This window comes from Streptomyces sp. f51 (assembly GCF_037940415.1).
Classification (GTDB): Bacteria; Actinomycetota; Actinomycetes; order Streptomycetales; family Streptomycetaceae; genus Streptomyces.
The window spans coordinates 947,171-971,224 of record NZ_CP149798.1 but is presented as its reverse complement, the minus strand read 5'-3'; the positions used below and the strand labels follow the sequence as shown (position 1 = coordinate 971,224).

The window sequence follows — 24,054 nt, the reverse complement described above, 5'->3', positions numbered from 1 at the left end:
TCTGCGGGTCGGGCCTTCGCGGGTGGGTTCGTGCGGGCCGGTTCTCCGTAGGCCGGACCCTCGGGGCCCGTCTTCCGCGTCGGGCCTCCGCGGTCCCGGCTCCTGCGGGCCGGTTCTGCTCGGGTCGGGCCGTCGCGGGTCGGGTTCGTGCGGGCCGGTCCTCCGCGGGCCGGGCTCCTGCGGACCGGTCTTCCGCAGGGCCGGCTTCCCGCGGGTCGGACCTTCGCAGGCCGGGCTCCCGCAGGCCGCGCTCCCGCAGGCCGGGCACCCGCAGGTCGGGCTTCCGCGGGTCGGGGGTCGCAGGTTTCGGGTCGTCGGCTGTGGGCCACCGGGACGGCCGGGGCTTCCCGAGGGGAGCATCCGGCCGGCCGTGACCCTGTGACGATCGGCACACGGGACGCGTGCCCGGCGCGCCGCACGGGGCTCCGGCACCCGCCGGATCGCGGACGTGACCGGGGTCTCTACCGTCGCCCACGGCTCCGGTGGCAAGGTGGTCGGGTCGGTGGGGAGCCGACGGCAGGCGGGGGGACGCCACCGCACCACTACGTCAGCGAGATGCCATGACCGCGAGTTCCGCCACCGCCGCCCGTCTCCGTGACCGCACCGGAGGCCCAGGGGGCGACGGCCCGAAGATCCTCGAACACGTCCTGGGCTGGATCTTCGTGGTGGTCGTGGCGATGCTGGTGACACAGCTCGGTCTGCTCTAGACCGTTCCCCGGCGTCTCCAGGCCGTTCCCCGGCGCCGGCCGGGACCGCCCGGGCGCGGATCGCCCCCGGATGACGGTCGGCACGGTTCTGCCATACTGCGCTTGTCCGTCGGCAGTTGGAGACCAGGGCCGGAATTGAATAATAGTCAACAACGCGAGGTCGACCGTCCCCGGGCGCGGGGCACCGACCGTTCATTGGCGCGCCGCGCCGAACTCATCGCCATCGGGCGGAAGTTGTTCGCCGACACCTCGTACGACGCGCTGTCGATGGACGACATCGCGCGGCAGGCGCATGTCGCCAAGGGGCTGATCTACTACTACTTCAAGTCCAAGCGCGGCTACTACCTCGCCATCGTCGAGGACTCCGTCGCTGACCTGGTCTCGCGGGCCGCCGACGGTCTGGAGCTGCCCGGGGTGGAGCGCGTCCATCGCACGATCGACGGCTATCTCCGCTACGCCGAGCACAACCAGGCCGCCTATCGCACGATCATCGCCGGCGGCGTCGGCTTCGACGCCGAGGTGCAGGCGATACGCGAAGGCGTGCGCGAGGCGATCGTCGCGACGATCGCCGAGGGAGCGTACGGCCGGCGCAGGGTCGGACCGCTGCCGCGCGTCGCCCTTCTCGGCTGGCTGCACAGCGTGGAGGGCGCCACCCTCGACTGGATCGACCGTCCCGCCCTGCCGCGCGACACGATGCGCGAACTGCTCGTGAAGATGCTGGGGGGTGCGATGCGCGCCGTCGAGGAGATCGACCCGTCCTACGCGGCCCCGCCCGACGCCCGGCGGGACGACTGATCGCACCGTATGAGGACTGGACCATACTGTCAATGGTTCAGACCAGCTGCCCGGTCCCTCGGCTCGCGGACGTGACCGGGACCGCGCCCCGCCGGTGACCGCCCGTCATCCGGCGCGGGGTGCCTCCGTTCGGGCGTACTCCCGGCGCCACGTGACGTGTCCGCCGGGTTCCGCGACCTGGACCGGGAGCATCGGCGGGGCCGGGTGAGACCGGCGGCGCCGTCCCCTGGCGGGCGTTCGCCACCGTGGCCGACCAGTGAGGAGCGCCACCGTGCCCGATCGCGCCGTGCGACCGGTGGACCGTCAGCTGCCCAGTGACGAGGCCCGGGACCTGATCGCGCTCGTCCGTGACCTGGCCCGGCGCGAGATCGCGCCCAGGGCGGCCGAGGAGGAGGACGCCGGGCGCTTTCCGCGCGAACTCTTCGTCCTGCTCTCGGAGTCCGGACTGCTGGGTCTGCCCTACGACCCCGCCCACGGTGGCGGCGGCCAGCCGTACGAGGTCTACCTCCAGGTCCTCGAAGAGCTGGCCATGGCCCGCCTCACCGTCGGCCTCGGCGTCAGCGTCCACACCCTGGCCTGCCACGCGCTGGCGCACACGGGGACCGAGGAGCAGCGGGCCACGCATCTGCCCGCCATGCTCGGCGGCGGTCTGCTCGGCGGGTACTGCCTCTCCGAGCCGTCCTCGGGCTCCGACGCCGCCTCGTTGCGGACGAGGGCGGAACGGCGGGGTGACGACTGGATCGTCACCGGCACCAAGGCGTGGACCACGCACGGCGGGGTGGCCGACTTCTACACGGTGTTCGCCAGGACGGGCGCCGAGGGCGCCCACGGCATCACGGCCTTCCTGGTGCCCGGGGACGCGGAGGGGCTGAGCGCCTCGCCGCCCGAGCGGAAGATGGGCATGAAGGGCTCGCCGACCGCCCAGGTCCACTTCGACGGCGTACGGGTCGCAGGCGACCGCCTGCTCGGCGGAGAGGGCCGGGGCTTCGAGACCGCACTGTCGGCTCTGGACTCGGGGCGCCTCGGGATCGCGGCCTGCGCCACGGGTCTGGCCCAGGCCGCGCTGGACGAGGCCGTCGCGTACGCCACCGGACGGCGCCAGTTCGGGCGGCGGATCGCGGACTTCCAGGGACTGCGCTTCATGCTCGCGGACATGGCCACCCGGATCGAGGCCGGCCGGGCGCTCTGTCTGGCCGCCGCCCGGCTGCGCGACGCGGGCCGGCCCTTCTCCCGGCAGGCGGCCATGGCCAAACTCCTGTGCACGGACGGGGCCATGAAGGTCACCACGGACGCCGCCCAGATCCTGGGCGGCTACGGGTACACCGCCGACTTCCCGGCCGAGCGGTACCTCCGCGAGGCCAAGGTGCTCCAGATCGTCGAGGGCACCAATCAGATCCAGCGCATGGTCATCGCGCGGCACCTCGTGGGTCCCGAGGAGCGCTGAGGTCGCCGAGCGGGTCCGCGCCGATCCCGAACTCGTTCCGCGGATCCCGGGACGCGCCGAAGCGCCCGTCGCCGTGCGGGGCCCGGCCCGGGGCGAAGCGTTCCTCCGTACGCGGTTCCGTGAGCGCGCCGCCCAACTGCGCGTACCCGTACATCACCGAAGGCGCCGCCAGACGCGCCCACTCGGGGTCGTGGTGCCCCGGCAGGGTCCGCCCGCGGTCCGCCCAGGCGCGCATCAGGGCGCGGTAGATGGGCGGGTCCTGGGCGGGCGGGGCCGGCGGTGGCGGCGGTACCCAGTGAACCGCCGGAGCCGGTACGAGGATCCGGCGCCTGTGCCCGGTCGCGGAAGGTGTGGGGCTCATACCGGGGCAACGTGCGGGCGGGCGGACAGGTCACCCGCCCACGGAATCGGGCGTGTGTCCATGACGGAACCCCTGCGAGCCTCGGGCCCCCGGTGATCGTCGGCCTCGGCGTCCGTCCGAACGTGGCGGTGAGCGAACTGCCGCTGCGTTCAGGCGTATTGAGACGCGTGGTCGACCGGGCGCGTACACCGTGCTCCCGGACCCGGACGCACTGCTCCCGCACCACGGCGGTCCGCGGGCCGTGGTGCGGGGCGGTTACGGGGACGAAGCGGGCCCGACCCGCTCGACGCGCCGGGCCGTCAGGCCGCGCGCCGCAACTCCGAGACCCGCATGGGGACCGAGCCGGGACCGCCCACGTGGGAGAACGGCTGTGTGCGCCAGTTCAGTCCCTGAGGGAGCGTCAACAGGAGGGCGGTGTCCTGCTGCTGGGGCTCCGCGGTGTCGTCCGCGGAGGGCGCCTCGGCGGCCGCGCGGCCCGTGCCCGAACAGACGGTGAGTCCGAACGGGTTCCACGGGGAGGCGCACAGGGCGTGCTCCGGCAGGAACTCCTCGTCCGCCAGCAGCGCGATGGGCTGCGCGCAGTCCGGGCAGATGACCCGGTACATCTCGAAAGTGTCGTACGCGTCGAACTCCTCGCCGTCCAGGGCGTCGGATTCGACACCCTCCGGCTCGGGTTCGAGAACGGCCTGCTGCCGCTTGGGCGCGGTACGACCAGGGCGCTTAAGACTCTGCATGGGATTCTCCCCCTCGGGTGGGCCGACAAGGCGCTGCGACCTCGACCACAGCAAGCACTTCCCGTCCCGTCTCCGCGGTAATCACGCGAACCCGGCGGACCCGGTTGCATTCATGTGTCCTTCGTCACATGCCGCCCGCAGGTGCCCACCTGGCGGAAAACCGGGGGCCGACGGACGGGTCACCGCGACCATGCCACATCACAAAGCGGTTATGACCTGCACCGCTGAGGTATCCGGCGGTGTCGGCGGCCCTGTAGGTTCTTGCGCCATGGAGGAGCTGGACCGACAGATCGTGCAGCTGCTCGTCGCAGACGGGCGGATGAGTTACACCGACCTGGGCAAGGCCACGGGCCTGTCCACGTCCGCCGTGCACCAGCGGGTGCGCCGCCTCGAACAGCGCGGCGTCATCCGGGGTTACGCCGCGGTCGTCGACCCGGAGGCCGTCGGGCTGCCCCTTACCGCCTTCATCTCGGTGAAGCCGTTCGACCCGAGCGCCCCCGACGACATCGCCGAACGCCTCGCCGGCGTACCGGAGATCGAGGCGTGCCACAGCGTCGCGGGCGACGAGAACTACATCCTCAAGGTGCGTGTCTCGACCCCGCACGAACTGGAGGAACTCCTCGGCCGGTTGCGGGCGCTCGCGGGCGTGTCCACGCGCACCACGGTCGTCCTGTCGACACCGTACGAGTCCCGTCCGCCCCGCATCTGAGGAGTTCGCTCCGGCGAACCCGCCGGAGCGCGGGCACCCGATCGGGCGGGCCGGTCCGCCCGCCGCGCCGTGTCGGCCCCACCCGGGCGACGACCGGACGTCGGCAGGCGCGAGACTGTTCCCATGAGTGAGAGCACCGCCCCGTCGGACACCGTGCTGCTGCGCGGTGGAGAAGTCCACAGTCCCGCCGACCCCTTCGCCACCGCCATGGTCGTGGAACGCGGCCAGGTCGCCTGGGTCGGCTCGGAAGGCGCCGCCGACGCCTTCGCCGACGGCGTCGACGAGGTCGTCGACCTCGAAGGCGCCCTCGTCACCCCGGCGTTCACCGACGCGCACGTGCACACCACCGCCACCGGGCTCGCGCTCACCGGCCTCGACCTGTCCGGCGCGCCGACCCTCGAAGCGGCCCTCGCCCTCGTGCGCGACTTCGCCGCAGGCCGTCCCGGCGACCGGGTCCTCCTCGGCCACGGCTGGGACGCGGCCCGCTGGCCCGGCGGCCGGCCCCCGGCCCGCACCGAGCTCGACGCCGCGACCGGCGGACGCCCGCTCTACCTCTCCCGCATCGACGTCCACTCCGCCGTGGCCACCACCGCGCTCCTCGACCTGGTCCCCGGTGTCACCGCGCTCGCCGGGTACGCGGCCGACGGCCCCCTGACCCGCGACGCCCACCACGCCGTGCGCGCCGCCGCCCTCGGCGCCGTCGGAGCGGAGCAGCGCACCGAGGCCCAGCGCGCCGCGCTCGCCCACGCCGCCTCGCTCGGCATCGGCTCCGTGCACGAGTGCGCGGGCCCCGAGATCTCCTCCGAGGACGACTTCACCGGCCTGCTGCGGCTCGCCGCGGAGGAGCCGGGACCGCGCGTCGTCGGCTACTGGGCCGACCGCGACGTCGAGAAGGCACGGGCCCTCGGAGCCGTCGGCGCCGCCGGCGACCTGTTCGTCGACGGCTCCCTCGGCTCGCACACCGCCTGTCTCCACGAGCCCTACCAGGACGCGGACCACACGGGAATCGTCCACCTCGACGCGGACGCCGTCGCCGAGCACGTGGTGGCCTGCACCGAGGCGGGCCTCCAGGCGGGCTTCCACGCGATCGGGGACGCCGCGGTGGCCTCCGTGGTCGCGGGTGTCCGCGCCGCCGCAGAGAAGGTCGGCCTCGCCCGCGTACGCGCCGCCCGGCACCGCGTCGAGCACGCCGAGATGCTCACCCCGGAGACCGTCGCGGGCTTCGCCGAGCTCGGCCTCACCGCTTCCGTACAGCCCGCCTTCGACGCCCTGTGGGGCGGCGAGGACGGCATGTACGCCCAGCGGCTCGGCACCGACCGGGCCCGCACTCTCAACCCGTTCGCCGCCCTGCTGCGCGCCGGCGTGCCCCTGGCCTTCGGCTCCGACAGCCCGGTGACCCCGCTCGACCCGTGGGGCACGGTGCGCGCGGCGGCCTTCCACCGCACGCCCGGTCATCGCGTGTCCGTGCGGGCGGCCTTCACCGCCCACACCCGGGGCGGCTGGCGGGCCGTCGGCCGCGACGACGCGGGTGTCCTGGTGCCGGGCGCGCCCGCGGACTACGCGGTGTGGCGCACCGGCCACCTCGTCGTCCAGGCCCCCGACGACCGGGTCGCGCGCTGGTCGACCGACCCCCGCTCCGGCACTCCGGGACTGCCCGATCTGACTCCCGGCGGCGACCTGCCCGTCTGCCTGCGCACCGTGGTCGGCGGGCGCACGGTATTCGTACGGCCTAACGAGTGATGTCCCGGGGTGCCGGGTGCGCTTCCGGGGCCCGGCACCCCGAGGTTCCACCTGCGCATCCTCGGCTCTGACCTGGGGTTTCCCGGGAAAGGCGCAGATCAAGCCAGTGTTGACAGCCTGCCGCAGGGGGCGGGTAGGTTCTGCCCGTCCACCACCGGACGGCCGACCGGGGAACTTCCGACGGCCTCGAGGCGCCGCTGGGTCAGGGGTGGTGCGCCGCACCGGCGCACCGGCCACTGGAGAGCCAGGCCCAGCGCCGGCGCCACGAGGCGAGGGAACGTTCCGACACGTCGGCAGGTGCGACCCGGGTGGGGCCCGGACGTTCAGTAGACAACGGCTTTCGGTCGACCCGCAGCCAGCGGGTCCCAGGTCGGCCCGAAGGGCGCCGGGCCCCGATCCGCAGCACACCGCGGGACGCGATGTCCGGTCCCGCGCGTCCGCTCTTACCCCTCTCTTGGCGAATCGACACCCCCGTAGGGGCCCCGCGACGCGGCGACGCAGGCCGGGCGCACTATGGTGGACCTCTGCGTACGGATACGAAGGGGCAGCAGTGAACGACGGCGACGGGACCCTCGCGGCGGAAGCCCAGGGGAGGCGGTTCGGCCCGCTCGGCACGGCCTTGGTGATCATTCCGACCTACAACGAGGCGGAGAACATCAAGAAGATCGTCGGCCGGGTGCGATCCGCCGTGCCCGAGGCGCACGTGCTGGTGGCGGACGACAACAGCCCCGACGGGACGGGCAAGCTCGCGGACGAGCTGGCCGCCGAGGACGAGAACGTCCAGGTCCTGCACCGCAAGGGCAAGGAAGGGCTCGGCGCCGCCTACCTCGCCGGGTTCCGCTGGGGTCTGGACAACGGCTACGGCGTCCTCGTCGAGATGGACGCCGACGGCTCGCACCAGCCGGAGGAGCTTCCCCGCCTGCTGACCGCGCTCAAGGGCGCCGACCTCGTCCTCGGCTCGCGCTGGGTTCCGGGCGGCCGCGTGGTGAACTGGCCCAAGTCCCGCGAGTTCATCTCGCGCGGAGGCAGCCTCTACTCCCGCGTCCTGCTCGACGTACCGATCCGGGACGTGACCGGCGGCTACCGCGCCTTCCGCCGCGAGACCCTCGAAGGCCTCGGCCTCAGCGAGGTCGCCTCTCAGGGCTACTGCTTCCAGGTCGACCTCGCCCGTCGCGCGGTGAAGGCCGGCTACCACGTCGTCGAGGTCCCGATCACCTTCGTGGAACGCGAACTGGGCGACTCCAAGATGAGCCGCGACATCCTCGTGGAGGCGCTGTGGCGCGTCACCACGTGGGGTGTGGGCGAGCGGGTCGGCAAGTTCACCGCCCGCCGCAAGCGGTCGTCCTGACGTCATCGCGACATCGTGCGGGCCCACCGGCCCCTCCTGGCGACAGGAGGGACCGATGGGCCCGTACTGCTGTGTGGGCCGCGAGCGGTGTCCGCACGGCGGGGCCGACGGCCCCCACGCGGATTGAGCGTCCGCTTATCCCGAATTGAGGTGCGCCCAGGCACACTGGGAGCATGACGACAGGCGTTCCCACCCCCACATCCTCCCGCCCGCGGCGCTCGCGGTTGCGCACCTTCCTGCCGCTCGGTGTCGCCGTGTGGCTGGTGCTGGAGATCTGGCTGCTGACGCTCGTCGCGCGGGCCACGAGCGGCTTCACGGTGTTCCTGCTGCTGGTCGCCGGGTTCGTCCTCGGCGCCGTGGTCATCAAGCGGGCCGGCCGGCGCGCCTTCCGGAATCTGAGCCAGACGCTCCAGCAGGCGCAGGGCGGTGCGGCCGCCCCGGGCGAGAGCGGTCGGGGCAACGGCCTGACGATGCTCGGCGGTCTGCTCCTGATGATCCCGGGGCTGATCTCCGACGCGATCGGCCTGCTCCTGCTGGTCCCGCCGGTCCAGAAGATCGTCAGCCGCTCCGCGCAGGGCGCCTTCGAGCGCAAGGTGCGGCTGGCCACCCCCGGTTCCGTCGGCGACGCCTTCCAGCAGGCCCGTATGCACCGTCCCGACGGCAAGGTGGTCCAGGGCGAGGTCATCAGGGACGAGACCCCGAGCGAGCCCGGAGGCCACTATCCGCCCCTTAACCGCTAGGGCGTCCCGCCGCGGCAGTCGTTCCGCCGGATCCCGGACCGTGACGCGGTCCGGGATCCGGCGGATTCGCGTTCACAGGGGTCCACCTCACGGTCTTCACCCGCGTCGCCCTCATGCGGGTGCACCGGAACGCACGAGACCGCGGGCCCCGTACCTGATGTACGGTGCCCGCGGTCTCGGCGTGCGGTGTATGCCGCTCGACCCCGTAAGGGGTCAGGCGGACTTGCGGCTGTCCCGCGGATGCACCGCGATGTTCATCGCGCCGGAGCGAAGAACGGCCAGACGCTCCTCGAGGACCTCTTCGAGCTCCTCGCGAGTGCGCCGCTCCATCAGCATGTCCCAGTGCGTGCGCGCGGGCTTCGCCTTCTTTTCCTCAGGGCCGTCGCCGTCGACGAGAAGTGCCTGGGCCCCGCAGACCTTGCACTCCCACTCCGGCGGAATTTCGGCCTCCACCGAGAAGGGCATCTCAAACCGGTGCCCCTTCTCGCATGCGTACTCCACGGCCTGGCGCGGGGCCAGGTCGATGCCGCGGTCCGTCTCATAGCTGGTCACTACGAGGCGTGTGCCGCGAAGAGCTCGCTCACTCATGAATCGTGCCTCCCGGGCTTGTCGCCCACAGGACAGGTGTCGCTGTCGTCGTCATCCGGTCAACGTCCGGTCGGCGGTAAAGATTCCCGTTGTGGGTCATGCGTCGCCGTCGTAGCCGCCCCTTGTTGTACCCACCGTCGCCCGCTTTGTCACATCTGGCATCAGATGTCACCCAACGCTTCAGTATCATTGACGCGCAGTAACGGTACGGCAGGCAGGCCAAACGCGTACACTACCGCTCTTTGGCCCCGGACGCTAAATCATCTCGGGTACGGGATTGCCCGCGTCCCGCACCGCCCGGCGCACCGGAACGCGCGCGAGCAGGACGAAGCCGATGACGAAGAAGACCACGAGCGAGATGATCGCGTCCCGGTAGCTTCCCGTCAGCTGGTAGGTCAGGCCGAACAGCAGCGGGCCGAGCCAGCTCATCCCGCGGTCGCTCATCTCGTAGGCGGAGAAGTACTCGGCCTCCTTGCCGCTCGGCACGAGGTGCGAGAACAGCGACCGCGACAGCGCCTGACTGCCTCCGAGGACCAGCCCGATGCAGCAGGCCAGGACGAAGAACCACACGGGCTCGCCCGCGGGCAGGAAGAACCCGGCGGCGAGGGTCAGCGTCCAGGCGACGAGTGAGCCGAGAATGGTGCGTTTGGCGCCGTGGGTACGAGCCAGCCGGCCCATGCCCAGTGCGCCCCCGACCGCGAGCACCTGGACCAGGAGTACGGCGGTGATCAGGGTCGACTGGCTGAGGCCCAGCTCCTCGGAGCCGTAGACCGAGGCCTGCGAGATGACCGTCTGGATGCCGTCGTTGTAGATGAGGTAGGCGAGCAGGAACGAGAGCGTGAGGGGCTGGCGGCGCATGTCCCGCACCGTGGCGGCCAGTTGCCGCCATCCGTGCGCGGACGCCTGTCCGGCGGAGGCCGCGGGCGCCCGGCGGTCGCGCAGCCGCTTCAGCGGTACGAGCGTGAAGGCGCCCCACCAGACACCCGCCGAGGCCAGGCAGATGCGCACGGCGGTCGACTCGGAGACGCCGAAACTGTCATGGGCGGTGAACAGGACCAGGTTCCCCACCAGCACCAGCGAGCCCGCCGCGTACCCGAAGGCCCAGCCCTTGGAGGAGACCGCGTCGCGCTCCTCCGGCGGGGCGATCTGCGGGAGGTAGGAGTTGTACAGGACCATCGAGACGGCCAGCGAGGCGTTCGCGACGATCAGGAGCAGCCCGCCCAGCAGATAGCGGTCGCCGTCGAGGAAGAACATGCCAGTGGTGGCCGCCGCGCCCAGATAGGCCGCGGCCGCGAGCAGCGGCTTCTTGCGGCCGCTGCGGTCGGCGGCGGCGCCCGCCATCGGCATCACGACGATGGAGAGGATGACCGAGGCGGAGACCGCGTACGCGAAGAAGGAACCGGCGCGCAGCGGTATCCCCAGCGGATGGACGAACCCGTCCGCGTCCGCCGCGTGCTTGCCCACCGCCGTCAGATAGGGGCCGAGGAACACGGTGAGCACGCTCGTCGAATAGACGGAGCAGGCCCAGTCGTAGAAGTACCAGCCGCGCTGTTCTCGCCGGCGCTCCGCGGCCTCGTCGGCCGCCCCCGCCCGCACGGTGTCCGTGCTCACCCGTGCCTCGCTTCCCCGTGAACGGACCGCGCGAGGAGGCTCAGAACCAGGTGCCCCGGTCTTCCAGGACCTTGCGCAGTGTGTCGATGTGATCGGTCATGATGCCATCGACTCCCAGGTCCAGGAGCCGGTGCATGCGTTCCGATTCGTTCACGGTCCACACGTGGACCTGGAGCCCGCGCGCGTGGGCGGCCCGCACGAAGCGGCGGTCGACGACCGGCACACCCGACTGGGTCTCCGGAACCTGGGCCGCGACCGCGGAGCGGCGCACCGCGGCCGGCACGCCCCAGGAGCGCAGCCGCAGGTTGAGCACCCCCCGGGTACCGAACGAGGTCGCGAGGCGCGGACCGGCGAGATGCTGCGCCCGGGTCACGCGGGCCTCCGAGAACGAGCCGACGCAGATCCGGTCCCAGGCGTCCGTGCGGCCGATCAGGTCGAGCAGCGGCAGAAGGGCCGGCTCGGCCTTGACGTCGATGTTCCAGCGCACGTCGGGGAGTTCCTCGAGCAGTTCCTCGAAGAGGGGGACGGGCTCCTCGCCCGCCACGCGCGCCTGGCGCACGTCCTCCCAGGGAAGGTCGGCGATCCTGCCCGCGCCGTCGGTCACCCGGTCCAGGGTCGTGTCGTGGAAGGCGACCAGCCTGCCGTCCGCCGTGGCGTGCACGTCGGTCTCGATGTAGCGGTATCCGGCGTCCACCGCCCGCCGGAACTGCGCCAGGGTGTTCTCCAGGCCGTCCGCCGACCCGCCGCGGTGCGCGAAGGGGATCGGGCCGGGGTGGTCGAGGTAGGGGTGAAGGGTGCGCGTACTCACCCGGGCAGTATGGCGTGCTCGGGTTGACCCGGGGCGACAACGGCGCTGACGGCCGGTTCCGGACGGGCGGCGAACACCCGCAGGAAGAACTGGGCCAGCGGGCCGATGGCGACGGCGTAGAGCACCGTGCCGATCCCGACCGTGCCGCCGAGCGCGAAGCCGGTCACGACGACGGCCACTTCGAGGACGGTGCGCACGAGACGGACCGAGCGGCCCGTACGCCGGTGCAGTCCCGTCATCAGACCGTCGCGGGGCCCCGGGCCGAAGCTGGCCGAGATGTACAGACCCGTGGCCACGCCGTTCAGCACCACGCCCGCCACCAGCAGCGGAATCCGCACGGCCAGGGAGTGGACGTCGGGGACCAGCGCGAGCGTGCCGTCCATGGCGAGGCCGACCACGAACACGTTGGAGACGGTGCCGAGGCCGGGCCGCTGGCGCAGCGGGATCCACAGGAGCAGCACCGCCGCCCCCACGATGATCGACACGACACCGATCGTCAGGCCGGTCCGCTCGGCGAGGCCCTGGTGCAGGACGCCCCACGGCTCCAGGCCGAAGCCCGCCTCCACCATGAACGCCGCGCTCGCGCCGTACACGGCGAGCCCGATGTAGAGCTGGACGAGGCGGCGGGGAAGCCGCCCGGAACCGGGACCCCCGGCGGGTGCGGACTCGGAAGGTGTGGACACGGGATGCCCCTCAGTGGTGGAAGTGGCCTGGCGCATGACACTCTGTGGCGTGAGAAGTGGCTACATCCATGGCCAATTCGGGGAAGGTGGACTGGAATCATGGCGCAGTGGACTTCGGCGGTGGGGGCCGCCCAGCTGGCCCGGCTCCTCAACTCGCAGCAGGAGCGGCCGGCCGGGCCGGGGACCCGCCGTCCGCCGGCGTATCGCGCGCTCGCCGACGGGGTGCGGCTGCTCGTGCTCGAAGGCCGGGTGCCGGTCGCCGCCCGTCTGCCCGCCGAACGGGAGCTGGCGCTGGCCCTGTCCGTCAGCCGTACGACCGTCGCCGCGGCCTACGAGGCGCTGCGCGCGGAGGGGTTCCTGGAGTCGCGCCGCGGAGCGGGCAGCTGGACCGCGGTCCCCGCCGGCAATCCGCTGCCCGCACGTGGTCTCGAGCCGCTGCCGCCCGAGACCCTCGGCTCGATGATCGACCTCGGCTGCGCGGCGCTGCCCGCGCCCGAGCCGTGGCTGACCCGTGCCGTCCAGGGCGCCCTGGAGGAACTGCCGCCGTACGCGCACACGCACGGCGACTACCCCGCCGGCCTTCCCGCGCTGCGCGCCATGCTCGCGGAGCGGTACACGGCACGCGGTATCCCGACCATGCCCGAGCAGATCATGGTGACCACCGGCGCGATGGGCGCGATCGACGCGATCTGTCATCTCTTCGCGGGCCGCGGCGAGCGCATCGCCGTGGAGTCCCCTTCCTATGCCAACATCCTCCAGCTGATGCGGGAGGCCGGTGCCCGGCTGGTGCCGGTCGCGATGGCCGAGGGGCTGGCCGGCTGGGACATGGACCGCTGGCGCCAGGTCCTGCGCGACGCGGCGCCCCGCCTCGCGTACGTCGTCGCCGACTTCCACAATCCCACCGGCGCGCTCGCCGGCGAGGACCAGCGGCGCGGGCTCGTGGACGCGGCGCGCTCGGCCGGAACGGTGCTCGTCGTCGACGAGACGATGAGCGAGCTGCACCTGGACGAGGGGCTGGAGATGCCGCGCCCCGTGTGCGGCTTCGACCCGGCCGGCTCGACCGTGATCACCGTGGGCTCGGCGAGCAAGGCGTTCTGGGCGGGCATGCGGATCGGCTGGGTGCGGGCCGCCCCCGACGTCATCCGCAGCCTGGTCGCCGCGCGCGCCTACGCCGACCTCGGCACGCCCGTGCTGGAGCAGCTCGGCGTGAACTGGCTCCTCAGCACGGGGGGTTGGGAGCAGGCCGTCGACATCCGGCGGGGCCAGGCGCGCGAGAACCGTGACGCCCTCGTGGCGGCCCTGCGCAGGGAGCTGCCCCGGTGGGAGTTCACCGTGCCGCGCGGCGGTCTGACGCTGTGGGTGCGTACGGGCGGTCTGTCCGGGTCGCGGCTGGCCGAGGTCGGCGAGCGCGTGGGCGTACGGGTGCCCTCGGGGCCCCGGTTCGGGGTGGACGGCGCCTTCGAGGGCTATGTGCGGCTGCCGTTCACGGTGGGCGGCGCGGTGGCGGACGAGGCGGCGGCCCGCCTGGCCGCGGCCGCCCGGCTGGTCGAGACGGGAGTCAACGGAGGAGAGGACGCGCCCCGCACGTTCGTGGCGTGACACCGGAGGGGCCGGGGGCCCGGACCGTGATGCACCGGCCGGCTCCGACCTGGGCCGTGATGCACTGCACGGGCCCGGGTATTCACGGCCCGAGGCCGGCCGGGCCCGGGTGTTCGCGGCCGGAGGCCGGCCGGGTCCGGGATTCCTCCTGTACGCCGACGGCACCGGGCGTTCGTCGCGTGACGCGAAGGGGCCGGAACCCGTCCGGGTTCCGGCCCCTCTCCTGTTCACGCGGACCTCGGGGCGGAGTCCCTACCCCTCCGCCACCACGGCCCCGGCGATCCCGGCGACCTCGGGCGGGGGTGCTTCGGCCGCGTCGCCCGGGGTCGTCCGTTCCGGCAGCAGGTCGAGGACCGCCCGCCGCTGCGCCTCGCTCGTGGCCTCGTCGTAGGGGTCGGGCGTGGCCGGGACCTGGAGCCGCAGCACGGGCCCGGTGCCCAGGCGGGCGTAGCCGCGGCCGGGCGGCACGTCCCGGGTCGGGGTGGTGTGCGGAGGAGCGCCCAGCACCGCTTCGAGCTGAGCCGCCGGGACGGCGCCGAGCACCACGCGCGCGCGGGTGTGCTGGTGCACCGCCTCCCCGACGGAGTCCAGGTTCTCGACATGCTCGGCGACCACGACCGTGACGCCCGCCGCGCGTCCGTGCCGCAGCGGGATCTGGAGCAGGGACAGCGGGTCCTCGCGTCCGTCGGCGGCGGCCAGATGGCCGAGCGCGCCGGGCCGGTCCAGCAGGATCCACAGCGGGTTCCTGATGTCGTCGGGGGCGGGGTGTCCGGACTGCCGTGCGCGGTTCGCGGCGATCAGCCGCCGCTCGGTCTCGTGCGCCGCCCACTCCAGACTGGCCAGCGCCCCGCCCGTCGAGCACTCGACGGCCAGGACGCCCTCGCGCCCGGTCAGACACGCGTACTCGCCGGTGCCTCCGCCGTCGACGACGACGACATCCCCGTACTGGAGGGCCTGCAAGGCGATGGAGCGCAGGAGTGTGGTCGTGCCGGCGCCCGGTTCGCCGGTGATCAGCAGGTGCGGCTCGGTCGAGCGGACGCCCGTGCGCCAGACGACCGGAGGGACGTCGCGCCGCTCCTCCCCGTGGGTGAGGGGAAGCGTGCGCTGGACGTCGCCCGGATCGGTGAATCCGAGGACCGTCTCGCCGGGCGCGGTGACGAAGCGCTGGGCGGCGATGTCGGTGGGCAGCGGCGGCAGGACCGTGACGGTGAGTTCGTTGCCCTCCTCGTCCCAGTCGAAGTGGTACTCACGGCCTCGGCCCGACTTGGCGTGCAGCAACTGCTCGATGCGGGCACGGGAGTCCGCCTCGCCGTCCGTGAAGTACGCCGGGTAGTGGACGAGCAGACGGGAGATCCGTCCGTCGTCGTCGAAGTCGTACGAGGCGAACGCCTTCTCCCAGTCGCCGCCGTGGGCGTACAGGGGAGCCGGGTCGTCGGCCGCGGAGAAGTAGGGGACGAGCGCCTCGTAGAGGGACTGGAGACGCCCGATCTGCGCCTCGTCAGGGCCGGTCGCGGGCGGTGGGGTGCGCTCGCGACCGGTCCATGCCGCCGCCGCCATCAGAGTGATGACGGCGAGCAGCGGTCCGTACGGCACCAGGGCCACGATCAGGACGACCGAGGCCACCAGGAACAGCAGCGGTCCGCGCCGGTCCTTGGGAGTGGCGGCCCACTTGCGCCGTCCGGCGGCTGCCAGCCGGCGCAGTCCACGGGTGACCGTGATCAGTGGATGGAGGACATCGGTGGCGCTGTCGGCTGCCGTCCGGGCCAGCTCCCTGCTCTTGGCGATCTGTGCGGTGCCGTTGCTGAGGATGCGGGGGAGAGGGCGCCGTGCCACTGCTGTCTCCTGAAGGTGCGTACGAGGTGGGGGACGACGTCAGAACTTGATCCCGCCGAGGAGGCCCGCCAGGCTCTCCCCGCCGGCCTTGATGCTCGGTGCGATGGCGGTGCTCGCGAGGTAGAAGCCGAAGAGCGCGGCCACCAGGGCGTGCGACGCCTTCAGTCCGTCCTTCTTGAAGAAGAGGAAGACGATGATGCCGAGAAGGACGACGCCGGACATGGACAGAATCATTTGAGCTCTCCTGGTTCGTGGGGACGGTCACCATGAGTTGTCCCAGGATCACAGCATGTATCCATACGATAAAAGGTGCAAGCGGGTGAAAAGCGGCTGATTTCACTCGGGCGACGGAGCCGTCTTGCGCCGTCTGAGCTGCCCTGTTGCGCCCGATGCGCACTTTGTGATCTTTGCCGCGGAGGATGCCTGTCATGTGCCGCCGGAGCCAGTACGCTGTCGATTCACCCGAACGGTTGCAGTGAGAGGCGGTCCGGCAGATGAGCGAAGCCCCCGACCCCGAGGTCGTGGAGCTCGCGACCAAGATCTTCGATCTGGCGCGACGCGGTGAGACGGAGGCGCTCGTGGCCTACGTGGACGCGGGTGTTCCGGCCGACCTCACCAACGACCGCGGCGACTCGCTCGTGATGCTCGCGGCCTACCACGGTCACGCCGGGGCGGTCCGTGCCCTGCTGGACCGGGGCGCCGAGGCCGACCGGATCAACGACCGCGGCCAGACCCCTCTCGCGGGGGCCGTCTTCAAGGGCGAGGAGGCCGTCATCCGGGTCCTCCTGACCGCCGGAGCCGATCCGGCCGCGGGCACCCCGTCGGCCGTGGACACGGCCCGCATGTTCGCCAAGACGGACCTGCTCGAATTGTTCGGCACGTCATGAATCGAACGCTCTGACCAGGCGAAACGCAGGAAAAAAGGGAGGCGGAACGGGGCCGCCGGAAATACGGTCGCGGCAGGAAGAACGACCGGGTCATCATGACGACGTGATTCACGGACGCGATGGCTGGGCAGATGTTGCCGCACCGCGCGGGCCGTGACTCGGCCCGCATGGGCCACCGACGAGAGGCAGAGGAAGATGGTCTACAGCAAGCAAGAGACGGCGGGCGCCCCGACGTGTTGTCACGCGGCCAGGTAATGCAGGATCCCGGTTGCGTCGACGCTTGATGTGAGGCTGTTTCCCATGTTCGATCCGGTCATAGCGCCCAGCGGTACCCTGCTCGGCCTGCTCCAGAGGGGCCGCGGCGACGGCACGCTGCACGCGCTCACCGCACCGCGGGCCGAGGCGCTCGCGGCACTGAACCACTGTGTCCTCAGGGACCCCCGCCACGACTGGCAGGTGGAGAACCGCTCCCTGTACTACGCCCGTCTCTACCTCGACCTGAGCGGCGAGCTCGACGAGATCGAGCGGCACCTCTTCGACGCCGAGGACATCCTCGACGACTGCGAGTCACGCACGGGGCTCGCCCTCGCGGTCCTCGGGCACCTCGCCTCCTACGGCCGGCGGGACGCGCTCGACCTGCTGCGCAGGTACGCCGCGGCCGGCTCCAACTGGGCCTGGGCCCTGGACGAACTGGCCCTGCGCGACGACGACGCGGGCCTGCGCGCCCTCGCCGCCCCTGTGCTCGCGCGGTTCCCGGCCGACCCGGAGGGCGAGGCCGCCCTCGCCGTCGCCGTACGCGACGCCTTCGAGCCACGACCCTGGCGGCTGTGGGCCGACGACTCCCGTCCCTCCGTCGCCACCCGTGTGCGCGCGGCCCAGGAGGCCGGGTCCTTCGACCGCTGGCAGCGCCAGATGCGTCCGTCGGGACCCCGCCCGGGGTGGAGCGTCGGCGCCGTCTTCGAATGGGCCCAGCAGGGCATCGAACGCGGAGCCGCGCTGCACGTCCCGGCCGCCCGCTGCCTGACCGCCGTCGCCGGACCCGAGGACCGCCCCGAGATCGTCGAGGCCGCACGCCGCGGCGGCGAGGGCGCGCGCTGCACGGCGCTGCGTTATCTCGCCGACGGCAACGACCCGGACGCCCTCGACCTGATCGAAGCGGCCGTCGAGGACGGTTCGGCCGCCGTGTGCGAGGCCGCCGTCGACGCCTTCGAACGGATGCGGAGCGTCGCCGCCGTCGACCGCGCCCGGGGCTGGGCGCACCGGCCGGACGCCCTGGGCGCCGCCGCCGGCCGCGTCCTCGCCTGCCGGGGCGGAGCGCACGACCGCGAGCTCGTCCTGGCGGCCCTGCGCGAGGCGGTCCGGGGCGAGGGCCCCGACGCGCCGACCCTGTGGACCCTCGTCGACGGCACCGGACGGCTCGGCATCGCCTGCGCCGCCCCCGTGCTGCGGCACATCTACCGCGAGACCGCCTCCTCGCATCTGCGCCAGCGCGCCGCCCGCGCCCTGGCCGCCACCGATCCCTCCTTCCCCGCCGGCTTCGCCGTCGAATGCCTCTGGGACTGCGAGGAGACCACCCGGGAGATCGCCGCACGGCACGCCGAGACCGGTGACGCGCGCGTGGTGGACCAGCTCCGCCGGCTGGCGGCGGATCCGGCCGAGGAGGCCGAAGTCCAGACAGCGGTACGGAGCAGGATCGGGCCCGACATGCCGGCCGTATGAACGTTCGGTGACCCGGGAGTCAGGAGCGCGTGGACGGGGGCTGACCTGCTCGGGGGCGGAGGGCAACGCTCACGGGACGTTCATCGCGCGCATAGATCCACGTTGACGCGGCCACGTCCAGCGGGGCGAGAACACCCGTATGCGTGTCGTCATCGTGACCGAATCCTTTCCCCCCGATGTGAACGGCGTGGCCCACTGCGCGCTCCAGACCGCCCGGCACCTCGTCGATCGCGGTCACGCTCCCCTCGTCGTCGCACCGGCCACCTCCCCCAAGTCCCCGGCCTTCCCCGAGCAGGCGGGCGCTCCCACCGGGCCCGAAGCCCTCGCGCCGTGCCCGGTCGTCCGTGTCCCCTCGATACCGCTCCCGGGCTACCCCCAGGTGCGCGTCGCCCTCCCCAGCCGTCGCGTCGCCGCGGCGATCACCGAGCACCGCGCCGACATCGTCCACCTGGCCAGCCCCTTCATCCTCGGTGTCCGCGGCATGGCGGCCGCCGCCCGGCTCGGCATCCCCGCCGTGGCCGTCTACCAGACCGATCTCGCCGGATACGCCCGCACCTACATCAGCGCCGGTGAAGGCACCGCCTGGCGGCGCATCCGCTCGGTGCACGCCGCCGCCGACCGCACCCTCGCCCCCTCCAGCGCCGCCCTCGGCGACCTGGAGGCGCACGGCGTGCCCCGGGTGCGGCTGTGGGCGCGCGGGGTCGACACGGCCCGCTTCCGCCCCGCCCACCGCGACCCGGCGCTGCGCCGCGAACTGGCGCCGAACGGCGAGCTCATCGTCGGCTACGTCGGCCGCCTCGCCCCCGAGAAGCACGTAGAACTGCTCTCCGGGGTCTGCGAACTGGACGGGGTCAAAGTCGTCGTGGTCGGCGACGGACCCAGCGAGGCCACCCTGCGCGGCGCGCTCCCCGGCGCCGTCTTCCTCGGCCGCCGCACCGGCGGCGAACTCGCCCGCATCTTCGCCTCCCTTGACGTCTTCGCGCACACGGGCCCCTTCGAGACCTTCTGCCAGACCGTGCAGGAGGCCATGGCCAGCGGCGTGCCCGTCGTCGCGCCCGCGGCGGGCGGACCGCTCGACCTGGTCGACCACGGACGCACCGGACTGCTGGTCCCGCCGCACGACGCCGACGCCGTACGGGACGCGGTGCGCACCCTGGCCGCCGACCCCGCGCTGCGGGCTGCCTACGGCACCGCGGGGCACGCCATGGTCGAGGGCCGCACCTGGGCCGCCGTGGGCGACCAGCTCATCGGCCACTACGAGGACGTGCTCTCCGCGCGGAAGCTGGTGGCGGCATGAGCCTGCGCATCGTACGACTCGCCAACTTCGTCGCCCCCTCCTCGGGAGGGCTGCGCACCGCGCTGCGGGAGCTGGGCGCCGGCTACCGCGCGGCCGGTCACGAACCGGTCCTCGTCATACCCGGCGAACGGGCCGGCGACCGCGACACCGAGCAGGGACGGGTGATCACCCTGCCGGGACCGCTGCTGCCCGGCACCGGCGGCTACCGCGTCCTCACCGACAGACGGAGGGTCGCCCGGCTCCTGGAGTCGCTCGCGCCCGACCGCCTGGAGGTCTCCGACCGCACCACCCTGCGCTGGACCGGGGTATGGGCGCGCCGCGCCCGGGTGCCCGCCGTGATGGTCTCCCACGAGACCGCCGACGGCGTGCTGCGGACCTGGGGACTGTCCGAGGCCATGGCCCGCCGCACCGCCGACGCCCTCAACGTCCGTACCGCGCACTCCTACGCGCGTGTGGTGTGCACCACGGAGTTCGCCGAGCGCGAGTTCGTGCGGATCGGCGCCCGCAACGTCGTACGCGCCCCTCTGGGCGTCGACCTGGTGGACCGGCACCCCGCCCTGCGCGACCCCGCCCTCCGCGCCCGCCACGCGCGCGCCGACCAGGTCCTGCTCGTGATGTGCTCCCGGCTCTCGGTCGAGAAGCGCCCCGGTACGGCGCTCGACGCACTGGAGGCCCTGCTGCGCCGCGGTGAGCGGGCGGTGCTCGTCGTCGCGGGAGACGGGCCGCTCAGGGCCCGGCTCGAGCAGCGCGCCCGGGAGCGCCGGCTGCCCGTCACCTTCCTCGGACACGTCGGCGACCGTGCCCTGCTCGGGTCGCTCCAGGCATCGGCGGACGTGTGCCTGGCACCCGGCCCGGCGGAGACCTTCGGGCTCGCCGCCCTGGAGGCGATGGCCTGCGGCACCCCCGTCGTCGCCAGCGCGCTCTCCGCGCTGCCGGAGATCGTCGGCTCCGCAGGAGCCACCGCCGGTGACAGCGGGGACTCCTTCGCCGACGCGGTGCGCCTGCTGCTCTCGCGCGCCGAGGGTGAACGCAGGCAGGCCGCACGCGCGCGTGCCGAGTGCTTCGGCTGGGACGCCGCCGTGGCGGGCTTCCTCGCCGCGCACGACGCGACGGCCGTGACCCGCCTCCAGGAGGGCGTGGCATGAGACCGGTCCGGTTCGTCGCCCTCGGGGACTCCCTCACGGAAGGCGTGGGCGACCCCGTGGGGGACCGGTGGCGGGGGTGGGCCGAGCTGCTCGCCCCGGGGCTCGCCCCGGCGGACGCGCCCGTGCGGTTCACCAACCTCGCGGTCAGCGGCGCGCAGACACGGGACGTCCTGGAGCGGCAGACCCCGGCGGCGCTCGCCCTGGAGCCCGACCTCGTCTCCGTCGTGATCGGCGTCAACGACACCCTGCGGTACACCTTCGACATCCACTCGGTGGCCGAACGGCTCGACACCGTGTACGGGGCCTTCCGCGCGCGCGGCGCGACCGTGCTGACGGCCTGCCTCCCCGATCCCGGTTCGATGCTCGGGCTGCCGGGCGCCCTGGCCCGTCCGCTGGCCAGGCGTCAGCACGCGGTCAACGCCGTGGTGCACGCGCTCTCCAAGCGGCACGGGGCCATGCATCTGCACGCCGCCGAGGAGGACTGGCTCCAGGACCGCGCCGTGTGGAGCGCCGACCGGCTGCACCCCGGGGAGCTGGGTCACCGTCAACTGGCCCTGCGCTTCCACGCGTTGCTCGCCGAGGAGGGCCTCGCCGAAGGCGGCAGCCCGTCGGCCGAGGCCGAGTTCCCCGCGCCCACCCGCGCCGCGAGCCTGCTGTGGCTGGCCACGGCGGGAACGGGCTGGGTGGCCAGGCGCTGCACCGACCTGCTGCCCCAGCTGCTCACCCTCGCCGCGTCCGAGGTGCGCCACCGGGCCCGGGGCACCAGCGCCCGCCTCGACCTGAGCGCCTCGCACGCCGTCGCGTCCGCCCTTGCGGCCCTGTCCGCGGCGGAACGGCCGGACGCGGCCTGAGGAGCGGGGAACGCGGCCTGGGGAGCGGGCGGACGCGGCCCGAGGGGCGCGTGGACGGAGCGGGAGGCGCCGGGCGGATACGGACCCGGCGCCTCCCCCGTACTTCCGCGTACGGCGCTACCTGCGTCCTTCCGCGTGGGGCGACACCCGGGTCCCGTTCCGGGGGAGGCGCCGCGGCGGTGTCACCCACGGCATCACCTGCGGCGTACGGCCAGGAAGCGCACCGGTGTTCCCGGGACCGCCTGAGCGGCCGCGGGGAGGTCGGCGGGACGGACGACCGCGATCACCGGGTAGCCCCCGGTGGTCGGATGGTCGGCGAGGAAGACGACCGGGCGGCCGTCCGGCGGCACCTGAACGGCACCCAGCACCATCCCCTCGCTGGGGAGTTCACCCGTGACGGCCCTCTCCAGCGGGGGCCCTTCCGTCCGCAGGCCGATGCGGTTGCTCGCCGGTGAGACCCGGTAGGCGCGCGTCGTGAGCGTCCGCACGGCCGGCCCGGTGAACCAGCCGTCGCGCGGGCCGAGCGTCACACGCAGGACCAGCTCGCCGGGCGGGGCGCGGTGCGGGACGACGTCCACGCGCGCGTGCGGGGTGCCGGGACTCCCCAGCGGAAGCACCGTGCCGTCCGTCAGGGGCGGGGGACCGAGCCCGGAGAGCAGGTCGGTCGAGCGGCTGCCGAGCACCGGATCGACCGCCACGCCCCCGGACACGGCCACATAGCTCCGCAGCCCCGCGCGCGCGGAACCGACGTCCACGACCGCCCCGGCCGGCACCCGTACGGGAGCCCCCCAGGCGGCCGGGCGGCCGTTCACCCGTACCGGACAGGGCGCCCCGGTCACCGCCACCGTGACCGCCGAACGGGGGCGCAGCGCACAGCCGTCGACCGTCGTCTCCAGCACGGCGGCCCCGTCGGGGTTGGCGACGAGCCGGTTCGCCAGCGCCGCCGCGGGCGGGTCGAGCGCTCCGGAGCGCGGCACGCCGAGATGGGCGTGCCCCGGACGCCCCTGGTCCTGGACGGTGGTCAGGGCCCCCGCCCGCACCACCGCGAGGGCCCGGTCGCTCATGAACACCTCTCCGGTACGAAGCGCACCCGCGTGCCGGGGGACAGCAGCGCGGCCGGTACGCGCGCGTGGTCCCACAGCACCGCGTCCGTCGTGCCGATCAGCTGCCAGCCGCCCGGCGAACTGCGCGGGTACACCCCGGTGTACGGGCCCGCGAGCGCCACGGAGCCCGCGGGGACCGCCGTCCGCGGGGTCGCCCGGCGGGGCACGTCGTACCTCGCCGGCAGCCCCGTGAGATAGCCGAAGCCGGGCGCGAAGCCGCAGAAGGCGACCCGGAACCCGGCCGCCGCGTGGATCTCGGGCACCTCGCGCACCCCCACCCCCCAGCAGGCCGCCACATCCGCCAGGTCGGGACCGTCGTACCGTACGGGGATCTCGACGGTGGCGTCCGCGCGCGCGGTCAGCGGGGGGACGTCCCAGCCGGGCAGCCGTTCCGCGAGCCGGGCCGGCTCCTCCACGCCGTCCAGGAGGACCGTGCGGGCCGCCGGGACGATCTCGCGCACGGACAGCGAACCCTCCGCTCGGCGCCGCAGCAGCTCGGCGTGCAGTGCCTGGGCCGCCTCCCCCGAGGAGACCTCGACCAGCAGCGCCCGGTCGCCGACGGGCAGGACCCTCACGCGAACGCCTCCACCAGCACGCCCGAGGACTCCAGCCGGGCTCGTACCCGGCGGGCCAGTTCGACCGCACCCGGGGTGTCCCCGTGCAGGCACAGGGAGCGCGCCCGGACCGGAACGCGCTCCCCGCTCCGGGACGTGACCGTCCCGGAGAGCGCCAGGCCGAGGGACCGTTCGGCGACGGCCTCGGCCTCCGTGATCACCGCGCCCTCCTCGGTGCGCGGCACCAGCGTGCCCTCCCCGGTGTAGGCGCGGTCCGCGAACGCCTCGGCGACGACGGGCAGTCCGGCCGCTTCGGCGATCTTCAGGAAGCGTGAGGACGGCAGACCGAGCACGGGCAGACCCGCGCCCGCGAGCAGGACACCGTCGACGACCGCCGCCGCCTGCTCCTCGTCGTGCACGACACGGTTGTAGAGGGCGCCGTGCGGCTTCACGTACGCCACCCGCGAGCCGGCCGCGCGCGCGAAGACCTCCAGGGCGCCGATCTGGTAGGCCACTTCGGCCGCCAGCTCGTCGGACGGCACGTCCATGGCCCGCCGCCCGAACCCCGCCAGGTCACGGTAGGAGACCTGGGCGCCGATCCGTACGCCCCGCTCCGCCGCCCGTTCGCACACCCGCCGCATGGTGACCGCGTCTCCCGCGTGGAAACCACAGGCCACATTGGCGCTGGTCACGACGGACAGCAGCTGTTCGTCGTCGGTCAGCCGCCAGCGGCCGAAGCCCTCGCCGAGATCGGCGTTGAGATCGATGCGGGTCATGGGCTGCCCTTCCTCCTTCTCC

24 protein-coding genes are annotated in these 24,054 nt (G+C 73.4%); 13 read left to right on the top strand and 11 right to left on the bottom strand.

The genetic code is table 11. From position 1 onward, the window contains the following. The first annotated feature begins 560 nt into the window (after positions 1 to 560). The 3 genes from WJM95_RS04325 (at position 561) to WJM95_RS04315 (ending at position 2,946) form a co-directional block, all read left to right on the top strand. A complete protein-coding gene (locus WJM95_RS04325; protein ID WP_339128126.1) occupies positions 561 to 707 on the top strand; it encodes an SCO1431 family membrane protein in 147 nt (48 codons plus the stop codon). Between the two features lie 135 nt (positions 708 to 842). Beyond that, on the top strand, positions 843 to 1,502 hold the full coding sequence (locus WJM95_RS04320) for a TetR/AcrR family transcriptional regulator (RefSeq protein ID WP_339128125.1): 660 nt from the start codon (positions 843 to 845) through the stop codon (positions 1,500 to 1,502). A 271-nt stretch (positions 1,503 to 1,773) separates the two neighbouring features. Then, complete coding sequence (locus WJM95_RS04315; RefSeq protein WP_339128124.1) at positions 1,774 to 2,946, top strand: acyl-CoA dehydrogenase family protein; 1,173 nt, start codon at positions 1,774 to 1,776, stop codon at positions 2,944 to 2,946. Here the strand turns inward: WJM95_RS04315 and WJM95_RS04310 are convergent. Next, positions 2,909 to 3,307 carry a hypothetical protein gene (locus WJM95_RS04310; RefSeq protein ID WP_339128123.1) on the bottom strand — a complete coding sequence of 133 codons (399 nt, stop codon included), beginning with the start codon at positions 3,305 to 3,307 and terminating at the stop codon, positions 2,909 to 2,911. The two genes, WJM95_RS04315 and WJM95_RS04310, sit on opposite strands and share 38 nt — an antisense overlap. 299 nt (positions 3,308 to 3,606) lie before the next feature. Next, positions 3,607 to 4,041 carry a hypothetical protein gene (locus WJM95_RS04305; protein ID WP_339128122.1) on the bottom strand — a complete coding sequence of 145 codons (435 nt, stop codon included), beginning with the start codon at positions 4,039 to 4,041 and terminating at the stop codon, positions 3,607 to 3,609. Between the two features lie 268 nt (positions 4,042 to 4,309). Between WJM95_RS04305 and WJM95_RS04300 the strand changes: the two genes are divergently transcribed. The 4 genes from WJM95_RS04300 to fxsA all read left to right on the top strand — a co-directional run bounded on the left by WJM95_RS04300 (position 4,310) and on the right by fxsA (position 8,578). Next, positions 4,310 to 4,750, top strand: a complete 441-nt coding sequence (locus WJM95_RS04300; RefSeq protein WP_037621061.1) for an Lrp/AsnC family transcriptional regulator — start codon at positions 4,310 to 4,312, stop codon at positions 4,748 to 4,750. 123 nt (positions 4,751 to 4,873) lie between these two features. Next, the gene (locus tag WJM95_RS04295) at positions 4,874 to 6,490 is read left to right on the top strand and encodes an amidohydrolase (protein ID WP_339128121.1); all 1,617 of its coding nucleotides are present in this window, start codon (positions 4,874 to 4,876) and stop codon (positions 6,488 to 6,490) included. Between the two features lie 550 nt (positions 6,491 to 7,040). After that, positions 7,041 to 7,838, top strand: a complete 798-nt coding sequence (locus WJM95_RS04290) for a polyprenol monophosphomannose synthase (RefSeq protein ID WP_339128120.1) — start codon at positions 7,041 to 7,043, stop codon at positions 7,836 to 7,838. Positions 7,839 to 8,011: 173 nt separating this feature from the next. Next, on the top strand, positions 8,012 to 8,578 hold the full coding sequence (gene fxsA / locus WJM95_RS04285; RefSeq protein WP_339128119.1) for an FxsA family membrane protein: 567 nt from the start codon (positions 8,012 to 8,014) through the stop codon (positions 8,576 to 8,578). A gap of 213 nt (positions 8,579 to 8,791) precedes the next feature. Here fxsA and WJM95_RS04280 read toward each other — a convergent pair whose 3' ends face one another. From WJM95_RS04280 to WJM95_RS04265, 4 genes are all read right to left on the bottom strand, one after another. Next, entirely contained in the window at positions 8,792 to 9,166 is a 375-nt protein-coding gene (locus tag WJM95_RS04280) for an RNA polymerase-binding protein RbpA (protein ID WP_003977404.1), read from the bottom strand. Positions 9,167 to 9,421: 255 nt separating this feature from the next. Continuing rightward, positions 9,422 to 10,777, bottom strand: a complete 1,356-nt coding sequence (locus WJM95_RS04275) for an MFS transporter (protein ID WP_339128118.1) — start codon at positions 10,775 to 10,777, stop codon at positions 9,422 to 9,424. A 40-nt stretch (positions 10,778 to 10,817) separates the two neighbouring features. Further along, positions 10,818 to 11,585, bottom strand: a complete 768-nt coding sequence (locus WJM95_RS04270; RefSeq protein WP_339128117.1) for a glycerophosphodiester phosphodiesterase — start codon at positions 11,583 to 11,585, stop codon at positions 10,818 to 10,820. Continuing rightward, the gene (locus WJM95_RS04265; RefSeq protein WP_339128116.1) at positions 11,582 to 12,304 is read right to left on the bottom strand and encodes a hypothetical protein; all 723 of its coding nucleotides are present in this window, start codon (positions 12,302 to 12,304) and stop codon (positions 11,582 to 11,584) included. Before WJM95_RS04265 ends, WJM95_RS04270 begins: the two co-directional genes overlap by 4 nt. Before the next feature lie 63 nt (positions 12,305 to 12,367). Here WJM95_RS04265 and WJM95_RS04260 point away from each other — a divergent pair, with 63 nt between their 5' ends. Continuing rightward, positions 12,368 to 13,867: a PLP-dependent aminotransferase family protein gene (locus WJM95_RS04260; protein ID WP_339128115.1), complete on the top strand. Its 1,500-nt coding sequence runs from the start codon at positions 12,368 to 12,370 to the stop codon at positions 13,865 to 13,867. A gap of 252 nt (positions 13,868 to 14,119) precedes the next feature. Here WJM95_RS04260 and WJM95_RS04255 read toward each other — a convergent pair whose 3' ends face one another. Beyond that, complete coding sequence (locus WJM95_RS04255) at positions 14,120 to 15,700, bottom strand: hypothetical protein (RefSeq protein WP_339128114.1); 1,581 nt, start codon at positions 15,698 to 15,700, stop codon at positions 14,120 to 14,122. A gap of 39 nt (positions 15,701 to 15,739) precedes the next feature. Further along, complete coding sequence (locus WJM95_RS04250; RefSeq protein ID WP_037621052.1) at positions 15,740 to 15,934, bottom strand: hypothetical protein; 195 nt, start codon at positions 15,932 to 15,934, stop codon at positions 15,740 to 15,742. Positions 15,935 to 16,194: 260 nt separating this feature from the next. Here WJM95_RS04250 and WJM95_RS04245 point away from each other — a divergent pair, with 260 nt between their 5' ends. The 5 genes from WJM95_RS04245 (at position 16,195) to WJM95_RS04225 (ending at position 21,599) form a co-directional block, all read left to right on the top strand. Then, positions 16,195 to 16,587: an ankyrin repeat domain-containing protein gene (locus WJM95_RS04245; protein WP_339128113.1), complete on the top strand. Its 393-nt coding sequence runs from the start codon at positions 16,195 to 16,197 to the stop codon at positions 16,585 to 16,587. A gap of 300 nt (positions 16,588 to 16,887) precedes the next feature. Continuing rightward, positions 16,888 to 18,306 (top strand): HEAT repeat domain-containing protein, encoded by a 1,419-nt coding sequence (locus WJM95_RS04240; protein ID WP_339128112.1) that lies wholly within the window; start codon positions 16,888 to 16,890, stop codon positions 18,304 to 18,306. 139 nt (positions 18,307 to 18,445) lie between these two features. Next, positions 18,446 to 19,603: a glycosyltransferase family 1 protein gene (locus WJM95_RS04235; protein ID WP_339128111.1), complete on the top strand. Its 1,158-nt coding sequence runs from the start codon at positions 18,446 to 18,448 to the stop codon at positions 19,601 to 19,603. Continuing rightward, positions 19,600 to 20,748: a glycosyltransferase gene (locus WJM95_RS04230; protein ID WP_339128110.1), complete on the top strand. Its 1,149-nt coding sequence runs from the start codon at positions 19,600 to 19,602 to the stop codon at positions 20,746 to 20,748. Before WJM95_RS04235 ends, WJM95_RS04230 begins: the two co-directional genes overlap by 4 nt. Continuing rightward, on the top strand, positions 20,745 to 21,599 hold the full coding sequence (locus tag WJM95_RS04225; protein ID WP_339128109.1) for an SGNH/GDSL hydrolase family protein: 855 nt from the start codon (positions 20,745 to 20,747) through the stop codon (positions 21,597 to 21,599). Before WJM95_RS04230 ends, WJM95_RS04225 begins: the two co-directional genes overlap by 4 nt. Before the next feature lie 194 nt (positions 21,600 to 21,793). Here the strand turns inward: WJM95_RS04225 and WJM95_RS04220 are convergent, their stop codons facing one another. From WJM95_RS04220 to WJM95_RS04210, 3 genes are read right to left on the bottom strand one after another with little or no spacing between them, the layout of a single operon-like run. Beyond that, positions 21,794 to 22,663, bottom strand: coding sequence for a biotin-dependent carboxyltransferase family protein (locus WJM95_RS04220; RefSeq protein ID WP_339128108.1), 870 nt, complete (start codon positions 22,661 to 22,663; stop codon positions 21,794 to 21,796). Beyond that, positions 22,660 to 23,277 (bottom strand): allophanate hydrolase subunit 1, encoded by a 618-nt coding sequence (locus WJM95_RS04215; RefSeq protein WP_339128107.1) that lies wholly within the window; start codon positions 23,275 to 23,277, stop codon positions 22,660 to 22,662. Before WJM95_RS04215 ends, WJM95_RS04220 begins: the two co-directional genes overlap by 4 nt. Next, a complete protein-coding gene (locus WJM95_RS04210) occupies positions 23,274 to 24,032 on the bottom strand; it encodes a 5-oxoprolinase subunit PxpA (protein ID WP_339128106.1) in 759 nt (252 codons plus the stop codon). Before WJM95_RS04210 ends, WJM95_RS04215 begins: the two co-directional genes overlap by 4 nt. Positions 24,033 to 24,054: the final 22 nt, after the last annotated feature.